The organism is Lacibacter cauensis (genome assembly GCF_007830055.1).
In the GTDB taxonomy this organism is placed as follows: domain Bacteria; phylum Bacteroidota; class Bacteroidia; order Chitinophagales; family Chitinophagaceae; genus Lacibacter; species Lacibacter cauensis.
On record NZ_VLLE01000006.1, the window covers coordinates 301,113 to 315,909 of the forward strand.

Genomic DNA, 14,797 nt, shown 5'->3' on the forward strand with positions numbered 1-14,797 from the left:
TTCGTTCAACAAAAAGCCAGACAATGCCTTGTCCGAGTTTTACGACAGGCTGAGGAAAATACCATTAGTGCGCTGCGTGGTAATACGTTAAATAATTCAGAATGTTGGAGGTTACAACTATTTCTATTATTTTTATTCAGAAATTCAGTATCAGAATCAAAACCCAAACTTCTTCGCCTATAGCATCAACTTCTACTTAACAATTTTCAGATTGCTTAACCGGCTCTGAAACCCTTTATTGAAAACCATCAACTGTAGAAGTATGCATCTGTATCAACAATTTACCGATCAACAGCTTGTTCATCTGTTTAAAGATGGCAATGCCGAAGCTATGGAATGTTTAGTGCTGCGTCATAAAGACAAGCTCTATACCTCTATTTTCCTGTTGGTAAAAGACAAATACCTTGCCGAAGATCTCTTCCAGGATATGTTTATCAAGGTAATTGACACCATTCGCAGTAACCGCTATACCGAAGAAGGAAAGTTTTTACCCTGGGCGATGCGTATTGCACATAATCTTTGTGTAGACCATTTCCGCCGGGTAAAGCGGGCTCCCACAATTAAAACAAGTGACAACCACGATATTTTTGAAGTGTTGAATTTCAGCAACGATAATGCTGAAGAACGCATCATGAAAAACCAGAGTTATGACCGCATCCGCCGGATGCTGGATCTGTTACCTGAAGAACAACGTGAAGTGATCATTTTACGTCATTACGCCGATTTGAGCTTTAAAGAAATTGCAACGCTCACTAACTGCAGCATCAACACTGCTTTGGGTCGTATGCGTTACGGGCTCATTAACATGCGTAAGATGATGGTTGAAAAACAAATCGCTCTGTAAAAATCATTTCCTAAAAGAGAACCTGACAAAACCAGATCCCTCGCATATGCGGGGGATTTTTTTATAAAAATAAAGCAGGCATTCCGCCTGCTTTATTTTTATTTCAATGTGTTGTTTTTATTTTTTCTTCTCAAACGCTTCCAAACCACATTCCAGCCATTGTTTAAACTCAGCAGCACTTGGCGTGTACCCTTTTGTTTTTGTAAGGGCTGTTTCATCTAAGCCAAGTATTGCATATTGCGGCTGCGCTACTGCGTTAAAGTTTTCGCTTTGGAAAGTGGCCCATTTATCCCCTACAGTAATGATTTCTTTTTTACCGCCTGTTTTTGTGGTGAAGGTTTGTTGCTGAGCTGCAGGTAACACTTTGCGCTCATCCACATATAATGACACCACTACAAACTTATTCTTCATTAAATCCAATACATCGGGATTGGTCCATACATTTTCCTCCATACGTCTGCAGTTTACACAAGCCCAACCCGTAAAATCAATCAGCAATGGTTTGTTTTCTTTTCGTGCCAGCTCCAATGCCTGTTCATAATCACGCAAGGGCTCTAAGGATGTTTCGCAGTTGACAGGATGCTTGTACACACTGTAACATAACGGAGGAGGAAAACCGCTGATGAGTGTAAGATTGGCAGCTTTGGTATTTGTAATACCAGGTATTAAATAAATAGTTGCAGCAGCAAACAACGCAATAAATATCCAACGGGTTGTACCGATTTTTATCTTCTTATCATCGTGCGGAAACTTAATAACTCCCAATAGGTATAACACCAACAAAAAGCCGATTACCACCCAAATACCAATGAATGCTTCACGAGGCAGAATATGCCATTGTTTTACCAAATCTGCATTGCTTAAAAACTTCACCGCCATCGCCAGTTCCAAAAAGCCCAGCACCACTTTTACGGTATTTAACCAGCCACCACTCTTTGGCAAAGATTGTAACCAGTTCGGGAACATGGCAAACAATGCAAACGGCAATGCAAGACCTAAACCAAAACCGCCCATACCAAAACTCAGCTGCATAGCACCTCCGTCTTTCGTTAACGCACCAGCCAACAACGAACCTAGAATGGGACCTGTACAGGAGAATGAAACAATAGCCAATGTTAAGGCCATGAAGAAAATGCCGAATGTACTGCCCACACTTGCTTTCGAATCGGCTTTGTTGGCAAAATTGCCCGGCAGTGTTATTTCAAAATAACCAAAGAACGAAATAGCGAACACAACGAATACAGCGAAGAAGATGATGTTCAGCCAAACGTTGGTTGAAATATTATTGAGTATTTCAGGATCAGTTTGATCGAGTAAATGAAAAGGAATACTCAGCAGAATATAAATGAGGAAAATAAAGAATCCATAAAGCAACGCATTACGGATACCTTTTGCTCTGCTGCCGCTACGTTTTGTAAAGAACGAAACGGTTAATGGAATTAAGGGGAATACACAAGGTGTGAGCAATGCAATAAAGCCACCTACCAGGCCCAACAGAAAAATACCCCATAAACTTTTTCCTTCTGTTCCTTCATCGCCACAATTACTTACAGTATTGTTCAGATCAATAGAGTTGATTTTAATGCGGGCTGTTTGTGCCACGCCTCCTTCCATCTTCACATCAAACAAATATTCCTGTGCTGGCAAAAATTCTTCTTTACCACCTGTTGTATACACAAGTGTTCCTTTCAATTGCGCAGGAACTACACCGTTAATCGTAATATCCTGTACAAGTGATATTTCATTATTTGCAATAAGTACTTGTTTGCTATCAAACACCGGATCAGCATAACTACTACTGCCGCTCTTAATTTGTAACGGGCCATTTTTTACGATGCTGCTGTCGGTGAACTGCACCGCAATAGAATCAAGTCCTTCTGCATCTTTCGTAAACAAGTAGAGCAGTTTCCCGTTTTGCACCTTGCCTTTAAACTGTAATTGATATTGATCTTTTGTAATTTTCTTACTGCTGACCGTCCATTGAACAAACGATGAATCCTGTGCGAAAACATTGAGCGACAGAAAAAAAGTTGTTACAAGAATTGCAATCCTGCGTAAACGTAAACCCATAATATGATTGATTTAAAAATCCCGTCTTGTAAGAGACGGGATCGTGTATTCGTTTAACCTTCAAGCTTTACGCTGAATTTTGCTTTATCGGGAGGCAAACACTGCTTATCATCACAAACCATAAACTCCACATCGCCGGTAACAGCTGTTTTTACATTCGACTTTACAGTTACTACCTGTACAAACTCTACTTTGTTCGAATAAAAACGGGAACGTGAGTTCGTTGCTTTATCAAAAGCATCGGTAAGCTTACCAACTTCTTTTGGCTTACCACTCACAACAATCAGTGGATTTTTTGCAAAGTTAATTGTGGTAGGCAATGCAATGGCGTCGGTACTTTGTGTTTGGCTGTATAAATGCCAGCCCGGCTGAATATTGGCAACCATACGAATCTCGTATTTCTTATCGCCAAGTTTCTTCACAACAAAATCCCATTTTACTTTACTTCCGCTTTGTGCAAAAACGGCAACTGCAATAAATGTAAATGCGAATGCTGCTATAATTTTTTTCATGCTGTTTCTTTTACAATTCCGGTGCAAAGATGCCTCCAAATCATTAATGGAAATGTCATAAAAGTCACAAAACTTTATCCATTCATCCTAATTACGGCAGAAGCAGCTGATTAGATTGTAACGGCTGCGTTGATTAACAAACTATTGAGGATAGCCCGGCCATCGGTATTACCCAGAATGGCAGATGTTGCACGCTCAGGATGCGGCATCATACCAAATACATTTCCTTCTTTGTTGCTGATACCTGCAATATTGCGGATAGCACCGTTAGGATTAGCTTCAGCAGTAATATTTCCGTTTTCATCGCAGTAACGGTAAATCACCTGGCCATTTGCTTCCAATGCATCCAATGTTTTTTCATCGGCAAAATAACGGCCTTCGCCATGTGCAATCGGAATTTTTAAACCCGAGCCGCCCACACCTGTGAGATACACGTTTTTGCAAATGAATTTTTGGTTGGCATTACGTAGCAATGCGCCGGGCAGCAAATGACTTTCGCACAAAATCTGGAAACCGTTACAAACACCCAGCACTTTACCTCCTTTGTTGGCAAAAGCAATTACGCTTTCCATCATGGGGCTAAAACGGGCAATGGCACCGCAACGCAGGTAGTCGCCGTAAGAGAAACCTCCGGGCAGTACTATACAATCTTCGGTTGAAAACATACTCAGGTCTTTGTCTTTATGCCAGAGCATAACTACTTCCTGGTTCAAATCATTTTGCAGTGAGTCCTGCATGTCTCTGTCGCAATTGCTGCCGGGGAAAACAACGATACCAAATTTCATAAATAATAAGAAAGCGCAAAGGTAAGGATTGAGGTGGATTAGCTGTTCAGAACAACATAATTTGCTACGATCCACAGTAAACTAAACCAGAAAATAAGTTCGGGCAGTGATTTCTTTTTGGGATAATAATAAAATGCAGCATGAAACAGGCTGATGGGCACGGCTGCCAGCACCCAATAGTCAAGACCGGGCACGCTGTTTATGAACGGTATAAACAAGGCGATAATGAGGTAAAAGATCATGAAATTCCAGCTTTTGCGGGTTTGCACCAGCATCCGCACCGAATACCGGCGACCTGTAGCCAATCCAATCAACAGCGGAAATACCACCAGGCCAAATTTGACCCAAAATTCCCAGCTAAAACGAATGTTTGGTAACCGCAGGTACTGGTTAGGTACTACCGCTTCAATCATGTACCATTTATCCCACACAAAAAAGTACACCAGCAAAAAGTAAAACGGAGTAAGAATACCGAGAATCGCTATCAACCACTCTGTTAAATAAAACGGCCGGAACAGCAACAGCGCAACAATCAACAATAACAGCAAGTAGGCCGATGGAAAATAAAAGAACGAGCAGATACCAAAACCAAAACCGATATTGAACAATACTGTTTTCGGTTTGGGGTGATGGTATAACTCCACCATACGTGGCCATGTAATTACAAGAATAGTGTTAATGATCAGTGCAGGTGATAACACATTCCACTCAGGTACTACGCTTGTAATAATCAAATAAGAAAGTGCCAACAGGTAGTTGGGTGTAGGAAACAGTTTCTGATCGTTTACCAACCCGTTGAAAGTAATGGCTTGTGTAAACAATAAAACGAATGCAAAAATGGGATACAGTGTTGGGAAAGCAGCTCCCGGTTGCTTCAACACTTTCAGCAGTTCGATGTACAAAAAACCATCTGATTCCTGCATTTGCGGAATAACCGGCGCAGTAAAATAAGGCAGCTTAATAAGCAGCCCTAAAAAGAAAAGTGTAAAAACATTTAATGGATTATTGCCGGAAAAAAAACGAATCACGTTAAGCGTTTATTTGCAGCACAAACATTCCGAAAGAAATCGATTTAACCAAAAAAAATACCGGGATCAGCTGACCCCGGTATAACTATTTTGTTTGCGTTCTTAAAACTCAATACGTGCAAAGCTGAATGAGTTGCGGATAATGCAGGGTACAATCATTTCCCTTGCACTTACCTGTTTTCCAAAACGGATCATAAACTCAAAGCCTTTGTCTAAACTTTTCAGCGGAGGTTCTTTGTTGATTCTTCCGTTAGGGTCGAGCGATTGTGCGTTAAGCAACGGCGATCTGCGGCTCCACTCGTTATACAGGAATAACAGTTCTGCACCGCTGTTCATGATCTGGTAGCTGAGCAGGTTATCCGAATTATCATCGAACTGCGATTTTGCCAGCACATTATCCCATTGGAGGCTGCCTTCTTTATCCAACGAAATCACCATTACATTATCGGTATAATACCTTGTTTGCTGTGGCGAATTCCAACCATAAGGTGAGTTCCAGCCTCCATAGCCACCCCAGCCCCAGTTGTTATAAGGGTTCCATCCATAGTAACGACCAGGATAAAAAGAGTTGCCCCACATCCACGGATTATCCCAACGGTTATAATTACTACCTCTCGAACTGCCGTAGGTATTCTCACCCGTAATCAAAACACCACCATCCTTTTTTACAATGATATGCTTCAGGAAATAATCGTTAAACGCATACCTGCTGGAGTTTTCGCCTTTCGCCAATGCACGGAAATCATCATCAAATTCGATGGCCTTTTCAATATCCTGGCCGGTAAAACTTTTGTTCACAAAGGCTGTAAACAACCCATCCACATTACCTCGGCGTGATTTTGAATACAACGATGTAAGTATATAGCGGCCATTGGAATTATCTACTTTAATACGCAGCTCATCAAGAAAAACTTTATCCAGCGTAAGTTTAAACGAACGGATTGTATCGTCGTACACGGGAAGCATTACCAACTTGGCTTCATTGATATATTCCCTTTGTCCCGGACGTGAAACATGACTGAACAGGAAGTTACCTTCATTATCGAGATAAAAATCGGCAATTGATTCTCTCGAGTTTTCAAGACTGTAGTTAAAAGCACCTCTGCGTATCGGCATCAGGTTATGGCTTAACAGCAAGGTTTGAATATGGAAATCATCACGCTGTTTATTTTTCATTTTAAACACCATCAGTTTCTGCTTATCATCGCTGATGATAGTGCTGTAAATTTTATTATCGCTGAAAATGCTTACTTCCGTTGTATCGAGTTCTAATGGTTCTCCTATTTTCTTTCCATTACCATCAATCTTAACACCCATGCAGTATACCACATTCTTTTTTTGGTATTGATAAATAACCATGGAATGTTCGGGATTGGAAAACACATCTACATTAATTGCACGATCGGGAATAAAATCAAGTTCAACTTTATCTTTCTGCTTCATTTCTGCATCGTACACAGAAATAAAATGGCGGCTGCGGATGTTTTTGTAAACAAGGTAATTACCCCCGTACTTTCCAAGCACTTCAAACTTCAGCGAACGTAAATCATCCCTGTCGGGTTCGGAATAGTAGATGCGTTGTGCATTTACAGTTACAACAGCCAACAAAAAGAGGACAGGCAAAACAAAAGTTTTTATCATCTTCATATCTTTTCGGTGTTCATGTATTTCTTTAATAGTGTTAATCCCGATAGCGATCGGGGGCCATATGTTACGCCCATCATTACTTTTGCTGATGTGCAGCAATTATTTATGGGCATTTCATATTTAAAATTACGTTGAAAGCGAACAATTCGCCGTTAAGATGCGTTTAAAAATGAAATTACACATTCAATTTTCATAAAACAATTATGGCAACCATTTGTATAACGGGCGGAACAGGTTTAATCGGTAAGGCGCTAACTCACTACTTAATCGCCAAAGGTCATGCCATTATTGTCCTTTCCCGTACAGAAAAACCCGGTTTACACAAATTAGTAACGTACCGTCAATGGAATCCTGAAAAAGGTACGATTGATGAAAGTGCGATTGCTGCTGCCGATTATATTATTCACCTGGCGGGTGCCGGCGTAGCCGATAAACGCTGGAGCAAAAAACGAAAAGAAGAGATTAAACAAAGCCGGGTACAGAGCAGTGCATTGCTGGTTGATGCGTTAACCCGTATTCCTAACAAGGTACAGGCTGTTGTGAGTGCATCGGGCATTGGTTGGTACGGACCTGATAACGGAAAAACATTCACAGAAACCGAGCCACACTTCAACGACTTTTTAGGTACAACCTGTCTTGAATGGGAAAACAGCATAGAGCCCGTTACACAATTGGGCATACGGCTGGTAAAGCTGCGTACAGGTATTGTGCTTAGTAACGATGGAGGTGCGTTTGCTGAATTTAAAAAACCTGTTCCTTTTGGATTAGCTGCAATACTCGGCAGCGGCAAACAAATAGTTAGCTGGATTCATGTACTTGATATTGTACGGATGTACGAATACGCACTTGACAATAAAGAGCTATCAGGTGTATTCAATGCTGCTGCCCCCAACCCTGTTACCAACAAGGAATTGACTGTTGCCATTGCAAAAAAAATGAAGGGCAATGCCTTCATTACAATTCCTGTTCCATCTGTTGCACTGCAGTTAATACTGGGCGAAATGAGTGTTGAAGTGTTGAAAAGCACAACCGTAAGTGCCGATAAGATACGGAACAGTGGTTTCAACTTTTTATACCCAACACTTGATGCGGCGATAAACGAACTGATTCCTTAATTTTTTGAATCGGCCGGTTTCATTACCGGTTGCTTCATTGGAGGAATAACCAAATCCGGACTAAGTTCCGGCAATTTGTCTTTGCTGTCTTTTTGCTTATACAATAACGCATCAACAAAATACCATTTCCTCCCATCCTGCGATAAACCAATCAACGTTGTTTCTGTTTCAACAGTACCCATCATTACTTCTACCGTCATGGTTTGGGGTAATGTGCACTGCATGATTTTTTTATGGGTCACCACCTTTGTAGGATTACCCACCACTATCGACTTCACTTTTATACCAAACTGCTTTTTGTATTTTTCAACCGAATCAATGCCTTGCTTTAATTTTTCTTTGCTCGAATTATCGCTGACGAGGGTTGGATAAGTAAAGCTTACATAGGTTTCAATATCCAATGCAGCAAGAGCCCTTGCCATTTTTAATGCTTCAGTTTTTATAACTGTTGACATGTTTTGTGCCGTTGCTGACACCGTAACAAATAACAATAGCACAGTTAATAAACGAATTTTTTTCATACACTAAAGGTCACGCTTTTTATAAATCCAAAAAACCAATCCCCAGAAAATTAACAGATAGGCAAGTGTTATAAATATCTGTTCATTAATAATACTAAGTGAATGATCATATACTTTCTGATCGAGCCTGCCAAAAAATGCGGGCACAGGTGTTAACAAATCAGATGACTCCGTAGGTAAAAAACGACCTGCTTCCGGATGCACATATTTTTTTAATAACTCTCCGGAGATGTTTTCAACCGGAATCTTGTAAAAAATAAATACACCCAACGCAATGAATGCTCTTTTAATAAGAAGACCCAGCAAAAATGCAAATGATAATTGAGCAAAAGTTTGTAATCCAAACAAACCAATATAATGTACCAGTTGGAATTTATTTTTTACATCTGCACCCGTATTAATAAAGCCAATGGAAAAAGTTACAATTGCGTAAAGTGCTATTACGATGAGAGAAATAATAACTACGTTAAAAAACTTGGCAATAAGAAATTGATTCCTGCTCCAGCCATCAATCACATTCTGGCGGTTTGTTTTATACGTGTACTCGTTTGTAATTAACATGATCACTAAAAGTGCAGGAACCGTTACAAAACATGAGGACAAAAAAGCGGCTGTTCTAAACACTTCCGGAAATTCAAAAGGATTGCCCAACAGCATTTTCAACAATTGTGCGGCCTGTTTTGCATTACTTGTTTCTGTTTTGAAAACAAAATAAAACATCCCGTTAATGCCGGGGTAAGATAAAACAGTCATTCCCATCAGCCACCAAAAGCCCGGATAATTTTTAAGTTTCAGCCATTCTGTTCGCAATAATTGAAGCATATGAAATAGAATTGATAAGGTTAATTGTTTGTAAGTTCAAAAAAGCGCTCTTCCAGTCGCTTTTTCTTAATAGATAACTGCTGCAGCGTAATGCCATTATTGAAGCAGAATTGATTCACTTCTTCGGGCTTTGCTGTTCCTTTTGGAAAATGTACATGCAGTGTTTGTTCGGCCATGTGTACTTTTGTTTGACCGGGTATTGTAAGCAACAATGATTGCAGTTGCTGCATATCCGAAGCACTTACTTCCACCACATCTTCATCTATCAATACTTCATCAACCGAGCCGGAAGTAACCAGGGTACCTGTTTTTAAAATAGCTACATGCGTGCAAACTTTTTCTACTTCATCGAGCAGATGGCTGGCCATGATGATGGTGTGGCCTTTTTTACTCAGCTCAATAATTAGCTCACGGATTTCCATAATACCCACAGGATCCAAACCGTTTGTTGGTTCATCGAGTACCAATATTTTCGGATCGCCCAACAACGCTGCGGCTATCGCTAACCGTTGTTTCATACCTAAACTGTACGTACTGAAACGGCTTTTGCGGCGTTCGTATAATTTTACCTTTTGCAGCACCGCATCAATCGCTGCAACATCACCACGGCCACTGATGCTGTTGGTGATCTTTAAATTGTTTACAGCCGATAAGTAATGATAAAAATTCGGGGTTTCCAGCAAGGAGCCAATGTGCTTCCGTAAATCGGGAGAAGCCGGTTTGCCAAACCAGGAATAATTACCACTGTCGGCATTCAGCACATCGAGGATAATGCTGAGCATAGTTGTTTTGCCGCTGCCGTTTGGACCAAGAATGCCAAACACCGAACCTTCCGGCACATCAAACGATACGCCTTTCAGCGCCTGAATTTTCCCGTATGTTTTTTTGAGATCCTGAACCTGTAAAATGCTCATAGATAAATTTGTGATGATAAATGATGTTTAAATGTAGCAGATTATTTGAATGATTGATAGTTCGGATGATAAATACTGGTAAAATCTCCAAGAACGGCAAAGCCTTTTTCATTAAATCGCAGCTTGTGCAGTTTTAGTAATTCAATATCATGTAACAATACTTTCCTGTGTCTTGGGTCGAGTGTGCCGCCTGTTACTCCTGCAGCTGCGTTGGGATCGTATTGAAAATGCGGATCGCAAATAGTTCCCCTGGGATACATCATGCCAGGTATTCCTTTGCCCCGGATATCTAAATTTTTCGGATGATACAAACCGAGCATATGCCCGTACTCATGTGCAGCTGTCGTAGAAGTTTGCAACAGGTTGGCTACTTTAAACAAACCGGTATTACTGCCAATGCCATCCACAAACGAAACATCCAACGGTGAATATTCTTCGATGCGGAAGAAAAATAATTTAGGATCGGTATTGTACCACACTTCCTCCGGTTTTAACTGCGGATTATACACTGCTTTAATATCGAAGACCAATTTATACCAATCCTGTTTGTATTGAATAGAAGCGTTGGGCTCGTTCCAGTGGCAGGTAATATCATCAGCAATATTTTTGGCGATTGTTGCATCAGCTGCATCACCATAGAAATAGAAGTGCGAATAAATGAAAAGTTGACGAGAAGGTTTTATGAGTTGAGCGAGTGCCATAGGTGTTTCGTTAGGTATTCATTATTTCCAGTAATCATACTGCATATACTTCGCTGTTTCATCTGCTACTTCTTTACCAAACAATTTTCCAACACTATACAAACTCATATCAATACCTGCAGAAATACCGGCTGAAGTAATAACAGTTCCGTTATCAACAAAACGTATATTTTCTTTTACATGAATCTGATTGGAGATTTCTCTCAATCCATCCATTGCTTTGAAATGTGTGGTTGCTTCCAGGCCCTCTAACAAGCCGGCTTTGCCTAAGATGAGTGAGCCGGTGCAAACACTCAATACCAGCTTCGCATGTGCGGCCTGTTCTTTTACCCAGTTGAGTACAATGGGATTGGTCATTTCTCTTCGACTGCCAAAGGGCGTTCCATCTGCACGTATTCCTCCGCCACCTGGAATGAGAATGATATCAGCTTTCGGTGCTGTTTCCAATGTATATGTTGGCTTAATAGTCAAATGATTTCTTGCTTCGATAGCTTCAAACTGTGCAACAGTGAATACATCAAAAGGTGCTTCAGGCAGTGTGCGTAAACCAGCCACACTGAATACTTCAAACGGACCAGCGAAATCCAACACCTCTACTTCATTGAACAGAAAAATGGCGACTTTGTATTGCATCTGCTAAAATTAGGAAAGTTGATGAAGAAAGCAGCACGCCCCGTCTGACGCCCTCGTCTGACGGACTAATAATCATCTAATAAATAATCCGGCATTCTGCCCATAACTAATTCCGGAAAACGCTTTTCATCATATTCACAAACCAGCCGTACTATTTCTTTTGAACAAAAATCATGTTCCCTTAATCCTGCGTAGAATCGAAATGCAGAAAACTCCCATTCAGCTAAATCTTTCACCAAACCATGGCGCAAAGGGTTTTGCAGAATGTAATAAAAGCAATTCAGCAAATAATCTTCCTCTTTAAAACGCAATCGTTCATCACTCAAATCTTTCGCTTTTGTTTTAGGCCGAAACAGAGCACCGCTCCGATTATATTTATCATTAAAATAATGGCTGTATCCGCTAATTAATTTTCTGACCCCGTTTGTGAGTGGATCGAACCGAAGATTACCTGATTTTACAAATTCACCCGAATCAAATTTAGCTACCAACATTATATGAAAATGATTGGGCAGCAAACACCAGCTTACGATATCTGCATACGGAAGAATATAGTCTCGAATAAAACTGATAAACTTCTTATAATCATCACGGGTATGAAATAATTGCTGCTTATTATTTCCTTGGTTGAATACATGATAGATATGATCAGGTTCAAATTTCATAAGTAATAAAAAAAGGTCTGACAATATTGTCAGACCTTAAAAATAGTTTTCTGTTTTGAAATTTAAAATACAGCTCGCTGTAATCCGTCAGACGAGGGCGTCAGACGGGGCGTGTTCCTTTTCGCTAGTTGCGAACCGGCTTACCTCCCTTCAACACGCTTTGGATGCGCTCCAGCGATTTCTTTTCGCCGCAAAGTGATAAGAAGGCTTCACGTTCCAGATCAAGTAAGTATTGTTCGGTTACCAAAGTCGGTTCGCTTAAATCGCCACCGCACATAACGTATGCGAGTTTCTTTGCCACAACTGAATCATGTTCTGTAGCATAGCCTGCTGTACGCATGCCGTTGATACCTGCAAGCAATGCACCCAATGCCGAACGACCTAACACTTTTACATCGCTGCGTTGTGTGGGGGCGACATAACCGCTATCGAAAATTTCAATCACTGATTTTTTTGCTTCTGCAATTCTGCGTCCCTGATTCATCACTACTTCATCTAATCCTTTTCTAAACACGCCCATTTCAAAACCTTCTTTGGCTGAGGTGGCCACTTTTGCGGTGGCAATGGATAAGAATCGATTCTTCAATGTGATGGTTTCCGGTTCATCTTCGTGCATTTCATCGGCCGCACGCAACACAAATTCTTTGGTGCCACCACCACCGGGTATCAAACCAACACCTAATTCAACCAAGCCAATATACGTTTCGGCAGCTGCACAAACTTTATCGCTGTGCAAACTCAACTCACATGCACCACCTAATGTTAAACCATGTGGCGCAACTACAACCGGTATGGATGAATAACGTGCACGCATCATGGTATTCTGGAACATACGAATGGCCATATCCAGTTCATCGTACTCCTGTTCAATGGCCAACATAAAAATCATACCCACATTTGCACCGGCGCTGAACTGTGCTGCATCATTCGCTATAACCAATCCTTTGTATTTGTCTTCTGCTAATGCAATCGACTTTTGAATACCTTCCAACACTTCTCCACCAATGCTGCCCATCTTTGTATTCCATTCCAAACCCAACACATCATCACCTAAATGATAAGTTCTGCAGCTTGCATTTTTCCAAACGGTCTGGTTCTCGAAATTCTTCATCACAATAAATGCATCGCCACCAGGAATGACTTTGTACGATTTACTTGCAGGATCGTAACAAACACGTTTGTTGTTTTCTACTTTGTAAAAACTTGTTGCACCACTGGCGATCATCTCATCAACCCATGCAGCTACTTTGTAACCGGCAGCTTTCATGGCATCCACTGTCTTTGCAACGCCTAACACATCCCAGCTTTCAAATGCACCGATCTCCCAACCAAAGCCCGCCATCATTGCATCATCTACACGATACAACTCATCACTGATCTCCGGAATACGATGCGAGATATACGAGAACAAACTATAATGAAACTGTTTGTAAAACTCACCTGCTTTATCGCTGCCGCTGCACAACATTTTCAATCTCGTTTTGAGATCATCAATGGGCTTTGCAGCATCCACACTGCCAAACTTTGGTTTTACACGTGGGGCATATTCCATTGTTTGCAGGTTGAGCGTGAGAATTTCTTTTTCTCCGCCCGCACCTTTACTCTTCTTAAAAAATCCTTGTCCGGTTTTATCGCCCAGCCAGTTATTCTCAATCATTTTATTTAACCAGGATGGTATTGCAAAAATTTCTTTCGCTTCATCGTCGGGACAATTCTCTGCAACACCTTTCGCAACTTTCACCAATGTATCCAAACCCACCACATCACCAGTGCGGAACGTAGCGGATTTTGGTCGGCCAATGATCGGACCGGATAATGCATCGATCTCATCAACTGTCAACTTCATCTTGTCCATTAAATTCATAATAGCCATCATCCCAAACACACCAATACGATTGGCAATAAACGCAGGTGTGTCTTTACACAACACTGTTGTTTTACCAAGGTAGAGATCACCGTAATTCATTAAGAAATCAACAACGGAAGGATCAGTATATTTTGTCGGAATAATTTCGAGCAAACGTAAATAGCGTGGCGGATTAAAAAAGTGTGTACCGCTGAAATGCTTTTTGAAATCATCGCTTCTTCCTTCTGCCATCATGCTGATGGGAATACCGGACGTATTGGAAGTAATGAGCGTACCGGGCTTGCGGAATTTTTCTACCTGTTCGAAAATGAGTTGTTTGATATCGAGACGTTCAACCACTACTTCAATCACCCAATCGCAGGAAGCAATGTCCTTCATATTATCGGTGAAGTTGCCCGTGGTAATTTTCTTTACCACCTCTTTTGTATATACCGGCGATGGATTGCTTTTAATGGCTGCAGCCAATGCATCATTCACCAGTTTATTTCGTTCAGCTGGCTTGGTGCTTTCTTCAAAACCCTTCGGCACCATATCGAGCAACAAGGTTTGCAAACCAATTCCTGCAAAGTGGCAGGCAATGCGGCTACCCATTACACCGCTACCTAAAACGGCAACTTTTTTAATTGTTCTTTTCATATGTCTCACTGATTTCGCAGATTTACACAGATGCTGT

At 41.0% G+C, this 14,797-nt stretch carries 14 protein-coding genes; 2 read left to right on the forward strand and 12 right to left on the reverse strand.

What is annotated here, in order from left to right; genetic code table 11:
- The first annotated feature begins 262 nt into the window (after window positions 1-262).
- The gene (locus IQ13_RS17855) at window positions 263-844 is read left to right on the forward strand and encodes an RNA polymerase sigma factor (RefSeq protein WP_144887991.1); all 582 of its coding nucleotides are present in this window, start codon (window positions 263-265) and stop codon (window positions 842-844) included.
- 117 nt (window positions 845-961) lie between these two features.
- Here the strand turns inward: IQ13_RS17855 and IQ13_RS17860 are convergent, their stop codons facing one another.
- The 5 genes from IQ13_RS17860 to IQ13_RS17880 form a co-directional block, all read right to left on the reverse strand.
- Window positions 962-2,914 carry a protein-disulfide reductase DsbD family protein gene (locus tag IQ13_RS17860; protein WP_144887992.1) on the reverse strand — a complete coding sequence of 651 codons (1,953 nt, stop codon included), beginning with the start codon at window positions 2,912-2,914 and terminating at the stop codon, window positions 962-964.
- Between the two features lie 53 nt (window positions 2,915-2,967).
- Window positions 2,968-3,426: a protein-disulfide reductase DsbD domain-containing protein gene (locus IQ13_RS17865; protein ID WP_144887993.1), complete on the reverse strand. Its 459-nt coding sequence runs from the start codon at window positions 3,424-3,426 to the stop codon at window positions 2,968-2,970.
- A gap of 110 nt (window positions 3,427-3,536) precedes the next feature.
- Window positions 3,537-4,211, reverse strand: coding sequence for a phosphoribosylformylglycinamidine synthase subunit PurQ (purQ, locus tag IQ13_RS17870; protein WP_144887994.1), 675 nt, complete (start codon window positions 4,209-4,211; stop codon window positions 3,537-3,539).
- A 38-nt stretch (window positions 4,212-4,249) separates the two neighbouring features.
- Window positions 4,250-5,239 carry a hypothetical protein gene (locus IQ13_RS17875; protein ID WP_144887995.1) on the reverse strand — a complete coding sequence of 330 codons (990 nt, stop codon included), beginning with the start codon at window positions 5,237-5,239 and terminating at the stop codon, window positions 4,250-4,252.
- Between the two features lie 102 nt (window positions 5,240-5,341).
- Complete coding sequence (locus IQ13_RS17880; RefSeq protein ID WP_144887996.1) at window positions 5,342-6,886, reverse strand: hypothetical protein; 1,545 nt, start codon at window positions 6,884-6,886, stop codon at window positions 5,342-5,344.
- Between the two features lie 203 nt (window positions 6,887-7,089).
- Between IQ13_RS17880 and IQ13_RS17885 the strand changes: the two genes are divergently transcribed.
- On the forward strand, window positions 7,090-8,001 hold the full coding sequence (locus IQ13_RS17885) for a TIGR01777 family oxidoreductase (RefSeq protein WP_144887997.1): 912 nt from the start codon (window positions 7,090-7,092) through the stop codon (window positions 7,999-8,001).
- On the opposite strand, the gene IQ13_RS17890 is transcribed toward IQ13_RS17885, so the two are convergent.
- From IQ13_RS17890 to IQ13_RS17920, 7 genes are all read right to left on the reverse strand, one after another.
- Window positions 7,998-8,456 (reverse strand): hypothetical protein, encoded by a 459-nt coding sequence (locus IQ13_RS17890; protein WP_144887998.1) that lies wholly within the window; start codon window positions 8,454-8,456, stop codon window positions 7,998-8,000. The two genes, IQ13_RS17885 and IQ13_RS17890, sit on opposite strands and share 4 nt — an antisense overlap.
- A gap of 69 nt (window positions 8,457-8,525) precedes the next feature.
- The gene (locus IQ13_RS17895) at window positions 8,526-9,344 is read right to left on the reverse strand and encodes a DUF2705 family protein (protein ID WP_144887999.1); all 819 of its coding nucleotides are present in this window, start codon (window positions 9,342-9,344) and stop codon (window positions 8,526-8,528) included.
- 20 nt (window positions 9,345-9,364) lie between these two features.
- Window positions 9,365-10,258, reverse strand: a complete 894-nt coding sequence (locus tag IQ13_RS17900) for an ABC transporter ATP-binding protein (protein WP_144888000.1) — start codon at window positions 10,256-10,258, stop codon at window positions 9,365-9,367.
- A 41-nt stretch (window positions 10,259-10,299) separates the two neighbouring features.
- Window positions 10,300-10,959 (reverse strand): zinc metalloprotease, encoded by a 660-nt coding sequence (locus IQ13_RS17905; protein WP_144888001.1) that lies wholly within the window; start codon window positions 10,957-10,959, stop codon window positions 10,300-10,302.
- Window positions 10,960-10,980: 21 nt separating this feature from the next.
- Window positions 10,981-11,592, reverse strand: coding sequence for a DJ-1/PfpI family protein (locus IQ13_RS17910; protein ID WP_144888002.1), 612 nt, complete (start codon window positions 11,590-11,592; stop codon window positions 10,981-10,983).
- A gap of 65 nt (window positions 11,593-11,657) precedes the next feature.
- Window positions 11,658-12,257 carry a hypothetical protein gene (locus IQ13_RS17915; protein WP_144888003.1) on the reverse strand — a complete coding sequence of 200 codons (600 nt, stop codon included), beginning with the start codon at window positions 12,255-12,257 and terminating at the stop codon, window positions 11,658-11,660.
- Window positions 12,258-12,381: 124 nt separating this feature from the next.
- Window positions 12,382-14,760: a 3-hydroxyacyl-CoA dehydrogenase NAD-binding domain-containing protein gene (locus IQ13_RS17920; RefSeq protein ID WP_144888004.1), complete on the reverse strand. Its 2,379-nt coding sequence runs from the start codon at window positions 14,758-14,760 to the stop codon at window positions 12,382-12,384.
- Window positions 14,761-14,797 lie beyond the last annotated feature (37 nt).

Excerpts from the sequence above, each read along its gene's own strand:
- IQ13_RS17855 (WP_144887991.1), top strand. The coding sequence starts at position 263 with ATGCATCTGTATCAACAATTTACCGATCAACAGCTTGTTCATCTGTTT.
- IQ13_RS17860 (WP_144887992.1), bottom strand. The coding sequence starts at position 2,914 with ATGGGTTTACGTTTACGCAGGATTGCAATTCTTGTAACAACTTTTTTT.
- IQ13_RS17865 (WP_144887993.1), bottom strand. The coding sequence starts at position 3,426 with ATGAAAAAAATTATAGCAGCATTCGCATTTACATTTATTGCAGTTGCC.
- purQ (WP_144887994.1), bottom strand. The coding sequence starts at position 4,211 with ATGAAATTTGGTATCGTTGTTTTCCCCGGCAGCAATTGCGACAGAGAC.
- IQ13_RS17880 (WP_144887996.1), bottom strand. The coding sequence starts at position 6,886 with ATGAAGATGATAAAAACTTTTGTTTTGCCTGTCCTCTTTTTGTTGGCT.
- IQ13_RS17885 (WP_144887997.1), top strand. The coding sequence starts at position 7,090 with ATGGCAACCATTTGTATAACGGGCGGAACAGGTTTAATCGGTAAGGCG.
- IQ13_RS17890 (WP_144887998.1), bottom strand. The coding sequence starts at position 8,456 with ATGTCAACAGTTATAAAAACTGAAGCATTAAAAATGGCAAGGGCTCTT.
- IQ13_RS17895 (WP_144887999.1), bottom strand. The coding sequence starts at position 9,344 with ATGCTTCAATTATTGCGAACAGAATGGCTGAAACTTAAAAATTATCCG.
- IQ13_RS17900 (WP_144888000.1), bottom strand. The coding sequence starts at position 10,258 with ATGAGCATTTTACAGGTTCAGGATCTCAAAAAAACATACGGGAAAATT.
- IQ13_RS17905 (WP_144888001.1), bottom strand. The coding sequence starts at position 10,959 with ATGGCACTCGCTCAACTCATAAAACCTTCTCGTCAACTTTTCATTTAT.
- IQ13_RS17910 (WP_144888002.1), bottom strand. The coding sequence starts at position 11,592 with ATGCAATACAAAGTCGCCATTTTTCTGTTCAATGAAGTAGAGGTGTTG.
- IQ13_RS17915 (WP_144888003.1), bottom strand. The coding sequence starts at position 12,257 with ATGAAATTTGAACCTGATCATATCTATCATGTATTCAACCAAGGAAAT.
- IQ13_RS17920 (WP_144888004.1), bottom strand. The coding sequence starts at position 14,760 with ATGAAAAGAACAATTAAAAAAGTTGCCGTTTTAGGTAGCGGTGTAATG.